At 58.9% G+C, this 13,999-nt stretch carries 12 protein-coding genes; 2 read left to right on the top strand and 10 right to left on the bottom strand.

Annotation, left to right across the window (positions count from 1 at the left end):
* Window positions 1-9 precede the first annotated feature (9 nt).
* Complete coding sequence (locus GOW93_RS14045; protein WP_170385355.1) at window positions 10-1,149, top strand: alpha-D-ribose 1-methylphosphonate 5-triphosphate diphosphatase; 1,140 nt, start codon at window positions 10-12, stop codon at window positions 1,147-1,149.
* On the opposite strand, the gene GOW93_RS14040 is transcribed toward GOW93_RS14045, so the two are convergent.
* From GOW93_RS14040 to GOW93_RS14010, 7 genes are read right to left on the bottom strand one after another with little or no spacing between them, the layout of a single operon-like run.
* Window positions 1,150-1,626: a class I SAM-dependent methyltransferase gene (locus tag GOW93_RS14040; RefSeq protein WP_170385352.1), complete on the bottom strand. Its 477-nt coding sequence runs from the start codon at window positions 1,624-1,626 to the stop codon at window positions 1,150-1,152.
* Entirely contained in the window at window positions 1,623-2,393 is a 771-nt protein-coding gene (locus tag GOW93_RS14035) for a polysaccharide deacetylase family protein (protein ID WP_170385347.1), read from the bottom strand. Before GOW93_RS14035 ends, GOW93_RS14040 begins: the two co-directional genes overlap by 4 nt.
* Window positions 2,390-3,529, bottom strand: coding sequence for a glycosyltransferase family protein (locus tag GOW93_RS14030; RefSeq protein WP_170385344.1), 1,140 nt, complete (start codon window positions 3,527-3,529; stop codon window positions 2,390-2,392). The genes GOW93_RS14035 and GOW93_RS14030 overlap by 4 nt, the downstream gene beginning before the upstream one ends.
* On the bottom strand, window positions 3,526-4,110 hold the full coding sequence (locus GOW93_RS14025) for a histidine phosphatase family protein (protein ID WP_170385342.1): 585 nt from the start codon (window positions 4,108-4,110) through the stop codon (window positions 3,526-3,528). The genes GOW93_RS14030 and GOW93_RS14025 overlap by 4 nt, the downstream gene beginning before the upstream one ends.
* A complete protein-coding gene (locus GOW93_RS14020; protein WP_170385339.1) occupies window positions 4,107-5,183 on the bottom strand; it encodes a glycosyltransferase family 4 protein in 1,077 nt (358 codons plus the stop codon). The genes GOW93_RS14025 and GOW93_RS14020 overlap by 4 nt, the downstream gene beginning before the upstream one ends.
* Window positions 5,183-6,430, bottom strand: coding sequence for a glycosyltransferase family 4 protein (locus GOW93_RS14015; RefSeq protein WP_170385338.1), 1,248 nt, complete (start codon window positions 6,428-6,430; stop codon window positions 5,183-5,185). The genes GOW93_RS14020 and GOW93_RS14015 overlap by 1 nt, the downstream gene beginning before the upstream one ends.
* Window positions 6,427-7,641, bottom strand: a complete 1,215-nt coding sequence (locus GOW93_RS14010; protein ID WP_170385335.1) for a glycosyltransferase family protein — start codon at window positions 7,639-7,641, stop codon at window positions 6,427-6,429. Before GOW93_RS14010 ends, GOW93_RS14015 begins: the two co-directional genes overlap by 4 nt.
* Before the next feature lie 361 nt (window positions 7,642-8,002).
* On the opposite strand from GOW93_RS14010, the gene GOW93_RS14005 reads away from it, so the two are divergent.
* On the top strand, window positions 8,003-10,369 hold the full coding sequence (locus GOW93_RS14005; protein WP_170385332.1) for a mechanosensitive ion channel family protein: 2,367 nt from the start codon (window positions 8,003-8,005) through the stop codon (window positions 10,367-10,369).
* A gap of 89 nt (window positions 10,370-10,458) precedes the next feature.
* Here the strand turns inward: GOW93_RS14005 and GOW93_RS14000 are convergent, their stop codons facing one another.
* Genes GOW93_RS14000 through GOW93_RS13990 form a run of 3 tightly spaced genes read right to left on the bottom strand, consistent with a single transcriptional unit; the run spans window position 10,459 to window position 13,990 of the window.
* Window positions 10,459-11,814, bottom strand: a complete 1,356-nt coding sequence (locus GOW93_RS14000; RefSeq protein WP_170385329.1) for a CoA transferase — start codon at window positions 11,812-11,814, stop codon at window positions 10,459-10,461.
* Window positions 11,811-12,965, bottom strand: coding sequence for an ABC transporter permease (locus GOW93_RS13995; RefSeq protein WP_170385326.1), 1,155 nt, complete (start codon window positions 12,963-12,965; stop codon window positions 11,811-11,813). The genes GOW93_RS14000 and GOW93_RS13995 overlap by 4 nt, the downstream gene beginning before the upstream one ends.
* Window positions 12,962-13,990, bottom strand: a complete 1,029-nt coding sequence (locus GOW93_RS13990) for an ABC transporter permease (protein WP_170385323.1) — start codon at window positions 13,988-13,990, stop codon at window positions 12,962-12,964. Before GOW93_RS13990 ends, GOW93_RS13995 begins: the two co-directional genes overlap by 4 nt.
* Window positions 13,991-13,999 lie beyond the last annotated feature (9 nt).

The following is a 13,999-nucleotide window of genomic DNA, read 5'->3' as shown; positions in this document are numbered from 1 at the left end:
GAAGTTCAGATGACAGAAGAAACGATCCTTGCCAATGCCACGCTTGTTCTTCCGAATGAGACGGTGACCGGCAGCGTCCGCATTGTTGGAGAGACCATTGCCGAGGTTGACACCGGCCCGACGGTTCCAGCAGGCGCGGTCGATTGCGGGGGTGATTATGTGAGCCCTGGTCTGGTCGAATTGCACACGGATAACCTTGAGCGCCACATCCAGCCGCGCCCCAAGGTTGATTGGCCCCACGCTGCGGCGATTTTGGCTCATGATGCAGAACTGGCCAGCACCGGGATCACCACCGTGTTCGACGCGATGCGCATTGGCTCGATCCCTAGCGGCCAGCGCTACAAAAGGTACGCTCGCGATTTGTCGCGTGAGCTGTGGCAGTTGCGTGAACAGGATGCCCTGAAGATCAGCCACTTTCTGCACCTGCGGGCCGAAGTGTGCTCGGAGACGCTAGTGGATGAGCTGGACGAATTCAGCACTGAGGATCGCGTTGGTCTGGTTTCGTTGATGGACCACACGCCCGGGCAGCGGCAATTTCGGAATATGGCGCAGCTGGAGGCCTACATGAAAGGCAAGCACGGCATGAATGATGACGAGTTCCTGCAGCATGTAGCGCACCTCAAAAAGCTGCGCACGCGTAATGGTAACCGGCATGAAATTGAAACAGTGAAAGCCGCTAAGCGATTTGGCGCGATGCTGGCCAGCCATGATGATACCACAGCTGAGCAGGTCGCGGTGTCGGCAGGTCACGGTATCAAACTTGCTGAGTTTCCAACCACGGTTGAGGCCGCCCGAGCCTGCCATGACCACGGTATTAAGGTGATGATGGGGGCGCCAAACGTGATCCGGGGCGGGTCGCATTCCGGCAATGTGGCCGCGCAGGAACTTGCCGATCTGGGCCATCTCGACATTCTGTCCTCGGACTATGTACCCGCTGCGCTGCTGCTGTCAGCCGTGCGGCTTGGAGAGGAATGGGGAGATATGGCTAGGGGTTTGCGCACGGTAACGCAGGCCCCCGCACAAGTTGTCGGATTGCAGGACCGAGGTGAATTGCGTGCCGGAGCTCGTGCGGATGTGATCCGGTTCCGTCTGCGCGAAGGTGCACCCGCGCTGAACGGCGTCTGGTCGCGCGGGCGGCGTGTGGCCTGATCAGGCCCGGTAGAACAGGTAACGGTCTAGCGCGATGGTGTCCGGGCCGCTGATCTGTTCGAACCCAACCAGAGGCTGACCCGAAATCAGCAACCCTCCGGGTCGCATCACCTGCTTGATCAGGGGGCTGAGGCGGGCGGCTTCGGCGACGTCCTCCTCTTTGATGCCGCGCCCGAAATCGTAATGGGCCAGCGCGATGCTTGGGCCACTAGCGGCCAGTTTTTCCAGCATGGGTTCCGCTTCGCCCTGCAGAAAGTCCTCAGCCGGAGGGGTGCTGGACGGGTGGCACTGCAGCACCCGGTCCATCACCCAGATACGCCGGTTGGACAGGATTTCCCGCAGGTGGTCATAGGTGCGGCCATTGCCCAATCCCATATCCAGAACATCGCCTTCCATATCGCTGATCTGCGCGACGGCCCAGTTCAGCCCGTCGCGTTGCGCCGTCAGGCGGCGTAGCATGGAATCCAGTCGGCTCATTCAGGTTCTCCGGTTGGTTCATTTAGTGCAACCCAGGCATAGCCGGGGCCGTTCAGAAGGCGGCGCAGCAACGCCTCGGTAAAGGTCCAGATGTCCTGATCATGGACCAGATGATGGGTCAAGACGCCGAACGGCTCGGTGTTGTCGGTGCGTCCTTCGCGTCGTTCGCGCAGCAGGTTGGCAGTTTGAGCAATCAACCTGTCCGCATTGATCAGCCCTCGTGTGCCACGCCAGTCGATCGGGTCCAGATGGGTGTTGATCTGCTCCAGACCGGGCGCCGGATTTCTGACCTTGCGCGGTGTCGCGGTTGAAATAATGCGATAGCCCAAACCCGGCAGCTCCTGCACCACCTCGGGTGCGATACGGTTCCACGGGGGGACAAACATCGGGCAGAGCCTGTTTCCGAACTGAGATTGCAGCCGCTTAAGCCCGGCCCTTGCATCGTCAAGAATATCGTTTATCGGGCGGTGCAGGCGAAACTCGGATTTCTTCTCGTCCGGCAGCGCGTGGTTTTGATGCGCCCAGCCATGTACCACGGGAATAAGTGTTGCGTGGTTCACGACGTGATCGATAAGCGATTCATTGGCATCGCGGGGAATGACTGCAAGGTGCACCGGTACACCTAAAACCTGTGAAAGCTCTGCCAATGTCTCAAGTTGCGGCGTCGCAAAAACTGCATCGTCGTCACGCCACCACACGGGCAGGGTCAGCCCTTCGGCCACCCAAGCGTTCAATTCAGTATCCAGAGGGCGCCAATCCATTGTCATGCTCGCCCTCTAAGTTTCGCTGCTATCTCAACCGTTCGGGCGGCTCCGTCAAAGCCCTGTGTGGGAACCGGGCGCGGGCCGCTGGACATGACTGCATCAACGGCGCGCGCCAGAACGTCTCCGTTAAGTTCCTTGCTGGGCAGCACGTCGATGGCAGGCAAGTTGGATAAGCTCTGCCCGCGCAAGCTCTGCTCAACTTCCTTGCCATCGTCAAATGGAATGAAAACTGCGGGTGTCCCTGACTGCAAAATATCCAGCGCAGTGTTGTAGCCGCACATACTGACCGAGGCCGCAGCAAGCGGTAGCATCTGGCGGAAATCGGGGCGCACAGGTTCCAATGTCACCGGGGCATCACCGATGAGCATATTTAATTGGTCAATACGCATCCGCGCATCCTGCCCGCCGACCAACAGGCGCCAGCGCCTGTTGGGCATCTTTCGGGCGGCCTCGATGGCCGCGTGAAAGATCGGTTGACCTACCGATCCACCACCAGCGCTGACCAGAATTTCGTCTTTGCCCACCAAATCAACATGCGGCACCGGGGCTCCGGGCGCTACAAAACCGGTGTAGAGCAAACGCTGTCGCAAGTGGTCTGTAACGGGCCAACTGATGTCTAAGGGAACAACGCTTTGATCCGAATGAACGAGGATACCGTCGTAGTATCGCTCGATAATCTCCGCCGTACGTTCCGCTTTTGAGGGTTTGGAAGGCGGCGCCAGAATGTCTCGGATCGAACCCAGAATAATCGGTCGACGTGGCAGGGTTTGTGCTGCCTCCAAAGCCGCGTTGAATTCGGCCGCCAGTGATCGGCGGCCAAAGGGAAACAGCTCTGTGATCAGAATGTCCGGCTCAAAGCTCTGAATGGCTTCGACCAAAGCCGTCTCACGCGCCTTCAGGTAATCTGCATCCGCGACCTCACCGCTTTGGTTTAAAAGCGTGGTGAAGTCGGTGCCGTCCGAGCGGAGAGGCGGCAAGCCCAGCACCGTCATGCCTGTACCGTCTAGTTGGGATGCTGGCATTCCGCCCGAGACGACAAATGTCTTGTGGCCGTTGTGAACAAATGCCCGGCCAAGTGTCAGCGCACGGCTGAGATGGCCCGTGCCCAGTAAATGAGTGACAACGATCATCACCTTCATTGGGATGCCCCGGTTTTGAGTAGGCGGATAGGCTCAGGCAGAGGAGTAAGCGTTGTCATATCAACGATATAAAGTCGGTTGCGCTTGATCTTAAAGGGGGCAGGGCCGTCGAAATTCCACCCCCAGGCGCGTGCAAGAATGACCCGCATAATACCGATATGGCAGACGGCGACCGTGTCACTTTTCAATCCGTCCAGCCAGGGTTTCAGTCGGTTCCAAACCTCGGCTGGGCTTTCACCGTTTGGCGGGCGGAAATTCCAGCTCCAGTCTTCAATATGCCGATAGCCGCTGTCCGGGTCGGCGATTAGGTCCACTCCGCGCTGGCCTTCCCAATCGCCCCAGTTCATCTCGGTCAACGCGCCCTTGGTCTGCGGTTCACGCCCGGCGACCAGACGCGCCGTTTCACTGGCGCGCAACAGAGGGCTGGACCAAAGGTCCGCACTCTCCCACGGTTCGGGCAGGCGCGTAGCTGAAAGTTCAGTTCGGGCCTGATCATCCAAAGGAATATCGCTACGCCCCTGAATACGCCCTGCGCGGTTCCAATGAGTGTGCCCATGTCGTAGCAGAGCCAATTGGGTCATCTCGTGGCCTCCACCAATGGTCGCACAGTTTGCCAGAACCTGTCGGTTGCAGCAGGAAGCAGATGACGTTCGGCCACATGGGCGCGGGCCTTGGCCCCGATTTCCAGCCGAAGGGTGCGATCTTGCAGCAGGGTACGCAATCTGGCAGCCAGACCTTCAGCGCCATCATCGACCGACGGGTAATCCGACGGGGCCAGAACGTCCCGCACGCCCGGTCGATCTTGGGCAACTACGGGCAGGCCGCTGGCCTGCGCTTCCAAGTAGATCATCCCGTAAGCTTCGTTCACACCGGGCCACACCAACAAAGAGGCCGCACCATACAGAGCCTGCACCGTGTTGCGGTCGCACTGGCCCAGAAAGCGGACTTTGGCTCCGAAAGGGGCCATCAGTGCCTCGACCTCAGCTCGCGCCGGACCATCACCTGCGATATCCAACGTCCAATCGCCATCCAGATGGGTCAACGCATCGGCGAGTAGGGTGTAAGAGGCCAATTTGTCGCCATGCCGCATCATTCCGACCGTCAGCATTGGACCCTCTGATGAGGAAACAGACGGCAAGTCTGCCAGCGGCAGAAACGGGGGAAGTTCTACAAGCCTTTGGTCTCCGAACCGTTCCCGTTCCAAAGTGATCAGATCGTTGGCAGTGTGGTAAAAGATCACCTGAGCCGCGTCGCAGGCCTCATGAGCGGCCTGCGCAAACCCGGCCCAAGGGCCATTCAAACGGCTTGTTGCTCGGGTGCTTTCCAATTGGACATAAGGGATGTTCCGGGCCTTACACACAGTCGGTCCCAATAGATCGGGCGCTTTGTAATAGTTGTGATAAGTCACCCAAAGGGCAGTTTCCGATGGCAGTTCGGCGATCAAACGCTGGGCCTCTGCCGCGGCCTCGGTACGCAGTGCTGCCTGCACCTGTGCGTCCCCTGTCTTGTCATACACGCGCAATCGGGACATCAGATCAACCGCATCGCCCTGCGCTGAAATCGCCTGCATCAAGTTACGGGCCATTTCCCGGTCGCCAGATGGTACCGGATTGTCCGGGGCTTTCATCGGGGTGTAAAACGCGACCCTCGCCATCACTCTGTGTCCGAACCCAGCGCGCGCAGCCGCTCGGATAATCGCGCGATGCCTGGGTCCATGCGAAACTTGGTGATCAGTCGGTCATAAGCGGCCGAGGCCATCGATGCGGTCTGATCCGGCGCTGCGGCAAGTCGGCTAATGGCAGTGGCCAACGCGCCGGGGGCGTCATCGGACAGGACCCCATGCGTGCCGGTTTCAATGAATTCGGGGATGGCCGACACCGGCGTCGACAGGATCGGCAGCAACTGAGACGCGGCCTCCATCAGAACGTTCGGCAGCCCGTCACGGTCTCCGTCCTCGGCAATACGGCTGGGAAGTACGAACAGGTCGGCCGCGCGTATGGCCGCGATGACTTCGGGCTGGTCGCAGGCGCCTTTCCATGTAATCCGGTGCGATAGGCCTGCGGCCTCGGCCCGGTTTTGCAACGCATCACCTAGCGACCCGCCACCAATATGCGTCCAGTGCCAATCCAGCGTTTTCGGCAGTCGTGCGAAAGCATCGATCAAACGGTCAAAGCCCTTTTTCTCGACCAGTCGTCCAACAGAAAGCATGTGAAAAGGTGCGTCCGGTGCACGCACGGCACGGACAGGCGGGGCAGGAAAGCGACCAAGGTCCAGCCCGTGGTAGATCAGATCAACCCGAGATGGGTCATCTGCCAAGCTGCGCAGATGCTCGGCACCGAATGCGGTGCATGTTGCACCGAATGCTGCGCCGTGGGTGCTGGCTTGCAGCTTTTCGACCTTTTCCCACTCGGGTGAGGTCCAGATGTCCTTGGCATGGGCAGAAAAGCTCCAAGGCAGGCCGCGCATGATCGCTGCGTAGCGCGCGACCGAGGACGGGGTGTGCATGAAATGCGCGTACATCACCTGCGTCACGTCGGGAAGTTCTGCGGCCAGAACGCAAGCCTGACCGAACCGGCGGATGCGGTTATGGGTCGGATCACGGCGCAAGTCGGCGCGCCAGATCCGGTAAGCTTCGGCATAACCCGGCAACGCCTGCGCTGCATGCCGTGCGGCCCAGACGCGTTGCGGTTCCTGATACAGATATTCGGGCAGGTAATGCACCTGACCCTGAAAGCGGTCGTGCAGTGGGTGGCGCTTTTCATCTGTTGGATGGCGCAGAGACCAGATGTCAAAACGATGACCTGCCTCCTGCAGTGCAACGAGTTCTTGGGCGATAAACGTCTCGGACAGGCGCGGCCATCCTTTGACCAGCACCGCCAGTTTCGGCTGAGCTGTCGTCATCCGGTGGCCCGTTCCTGTTCCCGGTTCAGTAATGCGTCCACGCGATCGGTAACGTAGTCCAACCCGTCCAAAAGCCCGTCTTGAATGGCCTGCGATGGCAACGGCTGCTGCGGTAGGTTGCGGATCGCCTCAATCATTGCATCCGGTGTCAGGCCGTCACGATTTTCGTCCAGCATTCGGACAAGCCCCAGATCCTCGGCCTGCGAGGCGCGGATCCACTGCTCCAGCCGCGGTGTCGTGCGCGGTACTATGACGGCGCGTTTATCGAATGAGAGCACCTCGCAAAAGGTATTGTAACCGCCCATGCAGACGACGCCGGCAGCCCCGGCAAACAAGGTTTCGATTTGGGATTCAAATCCAACAGCCGTGACGCGGCCATTTAGCGCGGCGACGCGGGCCTCAAACTCATCTCTCAACTCCCCGGAAAGGAAGGGTCCATAGACCAGCAACGCGCGGGGCGACAGTGTCGGATCTTTTTCATAGGCCGACAGGACAAGGTTCACCATCGCCTTGCCGTCGCCGCCACCGCCAGGAGTAATCAGGATATAAGGTTGTTCCGGAGGCTCGCCCACTGGACCCAGATCGCGGCGCAGATATCCGGTCCAGTGAATACGCGATTGTGCTGCGTGGCTGAGCGGCAGGCCCTTGGTCGGATCGTAGATCGAGCGTAGACCGTAGACCCAGATTTCGTGGTAGAACCGTTCGGTTGCTGTCAGCGCGTCCTTGCGCTCCCATTCAGCGGCCAGAACTTCGGGCTCGTCCAGCACATCGCGCAAGCCCAGAACCAGTTTGGTGCGTTGCGAATGCAGAAGATGCTCCAACGTCGGCAAAAGCTCTCCGCGAAAGCCGGTGGGTTCTTTGTCGACGACCAGCATATCGGGATCGAATTGCTGAACGGCGGTCTGGATCAGACCGGCACGCAGTTCGGTCACCTCTTCGATTCCCATGCCGATGGTCCGCGCCGCGTAAGAGCCATCGGCGCGTTTGGTTACGCCTGGCAGGCGCACGTGATCGACCCGGCGTGGAAAGGTAAACCGGCCAGCCACGGGCGATCCGGTCAGGATCAAGGCAGAGGCTTCTGGGTTGGCCTGCGTAATGGCCGCAGCCAAGGCCCGCGACCGGCGCAGATGCCCCAATCCGAATGTATCGTGGCTGTAGAACAGAATGCGCGGCGCGCGGCCGGTTATGGTATTTTGTATTCCTAGGCTCATGCCTTCGCCTGTCGTGTTTCTGTGTCCAAATCCGCGCGTTTATCCCGTTACCGTATAATCTTTGGTGCCGCTTGCCAAAGGGGGTGTCAAGATTGTGCAAATTCGTCAAACATGGCGAAATGGCAACATCTGGTGCGCCCGGGGGGCGTCACCCACTGTGCCTTACGTTGATCTTACTATTCCACCCATATTACAGCATCGGTCATATTCAGTTTTTTCGAGGTTGGAAACAGTCTTGTCGCACCCATTGCAGCGTGAACACGAAATGACACGATCATGGGGCGCGAAAGGCTGAATATTTGAATATACTCAGGCGCTTCTGTAACCTGCTGTGCAACACGCGAATTGGATAGACTGTTCGATGAAACTCAAACTCTTTGCTGGAATTGCCCTGGTTTTGTGGGCTTTCGCAGCGGCCTTCGTCACCGCGGCAGCGGCGCAGACGCCTTTTATCCCCGGATACAGCACGGGTTCCGATACTGAGGCTGATTCTGCCCAGGAGGGAGATCTAGCCGCCGCGATCAAGGCTGCGACCGAAGCGGGGGCCAGCGTGATCGTCATCGACAGCACCGGACAGGTTGTGTCCTCGGGTAGCCAGACCGGTGTTGCGGACGCAGGACCGCACGATCCAATGGCGGACGGTTCGCAGCTCATGAAGGCGCAAGAGAAGTTTTCGGATTTCCGCGCCTCTATGCAGTCACGCCTGCAGGCTTTGCCCTATTCGATATTCGAAGTTCAGTACATATTGCGCCAGACCAGCCCCGACGGCCGAATCCAGACCTATGTCGAGGTGCTGTTCTGGAACATCCTGTTCCTTTTGTTGGGGCGCTGGTTGTCGACCGAGATATACGGCAAGCGCATGGCCAAAAAGCTTGTCGTAGCGCGGTCCAAGGAAAACCCTCAGGGCTATCGGGAAAAGATGCCGTTTCTGGTGTTCCGGTTTTTTATGGGGATCGGAGCAACAATCTTTGCGATGCTCATGGCCCTTATCGTTGGATACCTATTCTTTGGTGAGGCGGAAGACATCTCGATCCAATTCACCGTGACGGCAATTTTTACCGCCTTTTTCCTTTCGCGAACAGTATCCGACCTGTGGCGCATGGTGTTGTCGCCCTATCTGAGCCAATACCGCCTGCCGCCATTCTCGGACCGGGACGCAAAGCGGCTGTATTTCTGGGCTTCGGCAATCGCGACCTATGACATCTCGGTTGCGCTGTTCTCGACCTGGGTTGCCGATTTCGGATTGAACTACAACGTCTATGCGATGGTCTATGGCAGCCTGACCATGTTAGGAGCGCTGGCGAATGTGATGATGATCCTGTTCAACGCGCGCGCCATTTCCAATGCCATCCGCGGGGGGCGGGCACCGGATCAGGTTTCTTGGATCTCGCGTTTTATCTCATTCGCCTGGGCGCCCGTGCTGATCGTGTATATCGTCTTTAGCTGGTTCAAACTGGCCGTTGATCTGGTGCTGGAGAATGAGAACTCGCTGCCGATCGTCGCCAGCAGCTATGCGATTTTCATGTCTGTCGTCGTGGCTTATGGGGCGATGAACTATCTGTTGGAGCGGTATTTCGACCGCAACCGCCAGATGGAGGATCTGAACGCGACGACTGCAGAAGAAACCGAAGAGCCCACCGAGACACCCGAGGCAGAAATGCGCCAACATTCGATCCTGACATACGAGGATCTGGCCCGTCGCGTTGCGGGTATTCTGGCCTTTGTCGTTGGTCTATATGCGCTGGTGGTGATCTGGAACCCCGAAACCAGTTGGAGCGAAGACCTGCCAATTGATCGGGCGCTGGATGTGATGATCATCCTGTTTATCGGGTATATCCTATTCAATTTCTTCCGCATTTGGATCGACTCGAAAATTGCCGAGGAAGTAGATGACGGCGAAGAGGCCGAATTGGGTGATGAGGGCGGTGAAGCCGGACAAAGCCGTCTGGCTACGTTGCTTCCCTTGTTCCGCGGGGCGATCCTGGCTGTTGTTGTTGTAACCATTGTACTGATCGTGTTGATGGAGTTGGGTATCAACGTCAGCCCGCTGTTCGCTGGCGCTGGTGTCGTAGGTCTTGCCGTTGGCTTCGGCTCGCAGACACTGGTGCGCGACATCTTTTCCGGGGCGTTCTTCCTGATGGACGACGCTTTCCGCAAAGGGGAATACATTGACATCGGTGATGTGAAGGGGACTGTCGAAAAGATTTCGGTCCGTTCCTTCCAATTGCGGCACCATCTTGGGGCGCTGAACACAATTCCCTTTGGCGAGATTAAAGTGCTGACCAACTATTCCCGCGATTGGGTGATCATGAAACTGCCTTTGCGGGTGACCTATGACACCGATGTCGAGAAGGTGCGGAGACTGATCAAGAAACTCGGCCAGCAATTGCTGAGCGATCCGGTGATCGGTGAGAACTTTATCCAACCGCTGAAATCGCAGGGCGTGATCGAAATGCAGGATTCTGCGATGATCATTCGGGTTAAGTTCATGACCAAACCGGGGGATCAGTGGCTGGTGCGCAAGAAGGTCTATCAGGAAATCCGTGAGCTATTCGCGCGAGAAGGTATCAAGTTCGCCCACCGCGAAGTGACCGTGCGGTTGGCCGAGGGCAAAGAACCCGAGGAACTGACGCCAAAGCAGCGCGAAGCAGTGACCGGCGCAGTTCAGGCAGCGATTGACGAGGATTACCTGGACGATATTGGCCCCGGCGGGGGCGACGACCGATAGAGGCTGCTCCCGCCCCATTTGGGTTGCGTCTCTGGCGAGACGCGACCCAAAGCGTTGGGCCAGGCCGCGCGGTCCGTGCGGTGGTTGGTTCAGTTGGACAGCGATGGCCAGGCCGGTTGAGCCGTGCCCAGTTTCGCGGCAGGCAAGGACCAGGACATTTTGGCAGAGCCGACCGTCAGGGCCGGTTTTAGGCGGTGGCCTTCTCCCCAACCTGACGTTTCTATCTGTTGCGTATAGTCGGCAGTGGTTGCGTCGGTAATCTTTTGGTCCGTCTCTGATTTGGCCAAGGCGGCCAGCAGTTCCGCGGTACGGGCCAGCGACAACTGGGCAAGCATGATGGAGTTTCCAGACGCTGCCTCGGCCATAGCTGACAATACGGCGGCGGCCATCAGATAGCCTGTTGCGTGATCCAGTGCCTGTACAGGAAGTGGCGTGGGTGTGTCAGCCTTGGCCCATGCACGACCGGCATCCGCGATACCAGCACTCATCTGAACGAGGCTGTCAAAGCCGCGTCTGGTGGACCACGGCCCTTGCCAGCCATATGCGTTCAGGGTGACCTCAACCCGGTTTGGCGCCAGCTCATCCCGTTTGAGCTTGGTCAGGCCAAGCGCATCCAGAGTGCCGGGGCGGTAGCCGTGGACGAAGACATCAGCCTGCGACAGAAGCGCTTGCAATGTCATCAGGCCGCCCGGGGATTTCAAGTTCAGATAGGCACAATGCTTGCCCAATGAGATGTCGGGGATGACGCCCGGCTCATCCCACCCGAGGGGGTCAATTCGCAGAACCTCGGCCCCGAATCCGGCCAGCGTCCGGGTTGAAACCGGCCCGGCCAGAATGCGGGTGAGATCGAGAACGCGCAAACCGGCCAATGGGCGCTGCGCCGTCGCCTCGGGGCGGTTCCGCAAGGTGACGCGCCTTGGGCTGTGCCAGCCGATCAGAGGTTCGCGCGACACGGCCCGCCCCTGAGGATGGTCGAGCCATTCCGAGCGGCTGCGCATTGCTGCGGCAACACCGCCCTCGGCCACGATGGCGGTTTCCAGGTCGGCGATGGACCACGTTTTGAGGGCCTGAGCGACGGCGTCCCGGTCGGCCTTGGCACCCAGAACCGTCAGCGCCGCCGCTCTGTGGTGTGGCAGGTTGGTATGTAACCTGATCCAGCCGTCGGACGCCTGATAGTCGCCGGCGATGGCATCCCAAAGGCTGGGTATCTGCCACCCTTTTGGTTTGAAAGAATATCCGTACCAGAGCGAGGCCAATCGGTGATCGACCGATACCTCTGGTAGTTTGGGGGCCAGATTCAACGCGGCCACCAGACGGGCCAATTCCTGACCCACCGCGCCAAAGCTGGCTGTCGCCAGTTCTGACACGGCAAAGGCGCTGGGCCGTGAACCCTTGCCGCTGGATTTATAGCTGTCCGAGGCGGGAAGGGCGGAAATCAGGGTCATTGCTGATACGGATCGAGGCTGTCGCGCAGTCCATCACCCAGGAAGTTGAAGGCCAGCACCACGACGATGATCGGGAGCATCGGAATTGCCGTCCACGGATAAATCTCGATCGAAGCGAGGTTCTGCGCATCGTTCAGCATCACGCCCCAACTTACCGCTGGGGCCCGTAGGCCAAGGCCAAGGAAGCTGAGCGCCGTTTCCCCAAGGATCATAGCCGGGATCGACAGGGTGGCCGATGCGATCAGGTGCGACATGAAGTTGGGCAACAGGTGTTTGCGGATCACCCTGCCGGAACTTGCGCCCATCATTTCGGCTGCACGCACATATTCCTCTTCACGCAGCGACAGGAACTTAGCGCGCACGGAACGGGCCAGACCCGGCCAATCGAGGATGCCGAGGATGATCGAGATGATGAAGAACACCGCGACGGGGCTCCAGTTCGATGGCACCGCAGCGGAAAGCGCCAGCCAGAGCGGCAGTTCCGGTAATGATCGGAGGATTTCGATCACCCGGTTGATGACCCAGTCGATCTTGCCGCCGAAATACCCGGCCATCGAACCAAATATAATGCCAAGGAAGAAGGATACTGAAATGCCGATCAGACCCACCGTCAGAGACAATTGCGCGCCGTAGAGGATGCGGCTGAACACATCGCGGCCCAGACGATCCGACCCCCACAGGAACAGAGTGGCCCCCTTTGGGGCGCAGAACAAATGGGTGTCGGATTTGATCAGACCCGCCAGTTTGTATTCGGAGCCTTCGCAAAAGAACTTGATCGGGCGCGGGTCTTCCAGGTCGGGGACGAACTTCCATTGGAAGGTCTCAAGATCGGCCTCTGCAATGATGGGGAAAACATGTGGGCCGATGAATTTCCCCTCATAGAACCAATTCACGCTTTGTGGTGGCGCGTAGAGGTGCTCTCCGTTCCGTTCATTGGGGCCGTAGGGTGCGATGAAGCCTGCGAAGGGCAGCATTAGATAGCACAGCAGCAGGAAGATACCCGAGATCAGGCCCAGCTTATGGGTTCTGAACTTGCGCCAGACCAGCACCCAGTTGGGCGCATCCAGATCGGCGCGCTCTAGCTGTTGCAGCGCGGCGTCCGGGTCGAAGGGGGCGTCGTCGACAAAGCGACCGTCGGGGTGTTGGGTCATGCTTCACGCCCCTCATACCGGATACGCGGGTCGAGCATGACCAGCAGAATGTCAGAGATCATGGTGCCGATCAGGGTCAACAGGGCCACGAACATCAAGATGAATGCGGATAGAAACTGGTCCTGCGTCTTTAGCGCCGTTAGCAAGGTCGGGCCGATAGTCTGCAGGCCCAGAACGACCGAAACCAGAACCGAGCCGGACACCATCGATGGCAGCAGGTTGCCGATATCTGCAACAAACGGGTTAAAGGCCACGCGGAGCGGGTACTTGGTCAGCATCCGGGACGGCGCCATTCCCTTCGCGATGGCGGTTTCGACGTAGGGCTTGCCAAGCTCATCCAGCATATTGGCGCGCAGACGCTGCATCATGGCAGAGGCACCGGATGTGCCTATGACAAAGGTCGGGACGATCAGGTGAACGAGGATGGATTTCATCTTGTCCCAGCTCATCGGTAGACCTTCGAACCTGGGGTCCATGAGGCCGCCGATAGGCAGGTTGAAATAGCGGTGGCCGTAATAGAACAGGATCAGTGCCAGCAAAAAGTTCGGGGTGGCCAGTCCGAGGTAGCCGACGAAGGCCGAGGTATAGTCGATCCACGTCCGCGACTTTGCCGCAGCGATGACGCCGAGGGGCAGGGCAACGGCGTAGACGAACAGGATTGCCGCCAGATTGACCACAACGGTCAGCCAGAGCGTATCGCCCACAATCTCGGCCACGGGGCGGTCGAATTCGAAGGACCAGCCGTAGTTACCTTGTAGCAGGCCCTCGAACCCGTGCGGGCCGGGCCAGAAGCCCATCCAAATCAGGTATTGTTCCCAGATCGGTCGGTCCAGTGCGTATTCCGTGCGCAGGAACTCGGCCTTGGCCACACCGGCAGACTGGCCCGATGCCTGTAGTTCTGCAATCTGGTTGCTGAGATAGTCGCCGGGCGGAAGGTTGATGATCACAAAGATCAGTACCGACACCACCAACAGCGTCAGCAGCATCGTGAAAAAGCGATAGACTGCATAGCGCAGCATAACCATTTAGCTGCT

It is taken from the genome of Ruegeria atlantica, assembly GCF_013032455.1.
Lineage (GTDB): Bacteria > Pseudomonadota > Alphaproteobacteria > Rhodobacterales > Rhodobacteraceae > Ruegeria > Ruegeria atlantica_B.
Note: the sequence above shows the minus strand (reverse complement) of the source record. Positions and strands in the feature narration are given on the sequence as shown.

What these genes read in the sequence shown, in the direction of transcription:
- GOW93_RS14045 (WP_170385355.1), top strand. Translation starts at nt 10, where the DNA reads ATGACAGAAGAAACGATCCTTGCCAATGCCACGCTTGTTCTTCCGAAT.
- GOW93_RS14040 (WP_170385352.1), bottom strand. Translation starts at nt 1,626, where the DNA reads ATGAGCCGACTGGATTCCATGCTACGCCGCCTGACGGCGCAACGCGAC.
- GOW93_RS14035 (WP_170385347.1), bottom strand. Translation starts at nt 2,393, where the DNA reads ATGACAATGGATTGGCGCCCTCTGGATACTGAATTGAACGCTTGGGTG.
- GOW93_RS14030 (WP_170385344.1), bottom strand. Translation starts at nt 3,529, where the DNA reads ATGAAGGTGATGATCGTTGTCACTCATTTACTGGGCACGGGCCATCTC.
- GOW93_RS14025 (WP_170385342.1), bottom strand. Translation starts at nt 4,110, where the DNA reads ATGACCCAATTGGCTCTGCTACGACATGGGCACACTCATTGGAACCGC.
- GOW93_RS14020 (WP_170385339.1), bottom strand. Translation starts at nt 5,183, where the DNA reads ATGGCGAGGGTCGCGTTTTACACCCCGATGAAAGCCCCGGACAATCCG.
- GOW93_RS14015 (WP_170385338.1), bottom strand. Translation starts at nt 6,430, where the DNA reads ATGACGACAGCTCAGCCGAAACTGGCGGTGCTGGTCAAAGGATGGCCG.
- GOW93_RS14010 (WP_170385335.1), bottom strand. Translation starts at nt 7,641, where the DNA reads ATGAGCCTAGGAATACAAAATACCATAACCGGCCGCGCGCCGCGCATT.
- GOW93_RS14005 (WP_170385332.1), top strand. Translation starts at nt 8,003, where the DNA reads ATGAAACTCAAACTCTTTGCTGGAATTGCCCTGGTTTTGTGGGCTTTC.
- GOW93_RS14000 (WP_170385329.1), bottom strand. Translation starts at nt 11,814, where the DNA reads ATGACCCTGATTTCCGCCCTTCCCGCCTCGGACAGCTATAAATCCAGC.
- GOW93_RS13995 (WP_170385326.1), bottom strand. Translation starts at nt 12,965, where the DNA reads ATGACCCAACACCCCGACGGTCGCTTTGTCGACGACGCCCCCTTCGAC.
- GOW93_RS13990 (WP_170385323.1), bottom strand. Translation starts at nt 13,990, where the DNA reads ATGGTTATGCTGCGCTATGCAGTCTATCGCTTTTTCACGATGCTGCTG.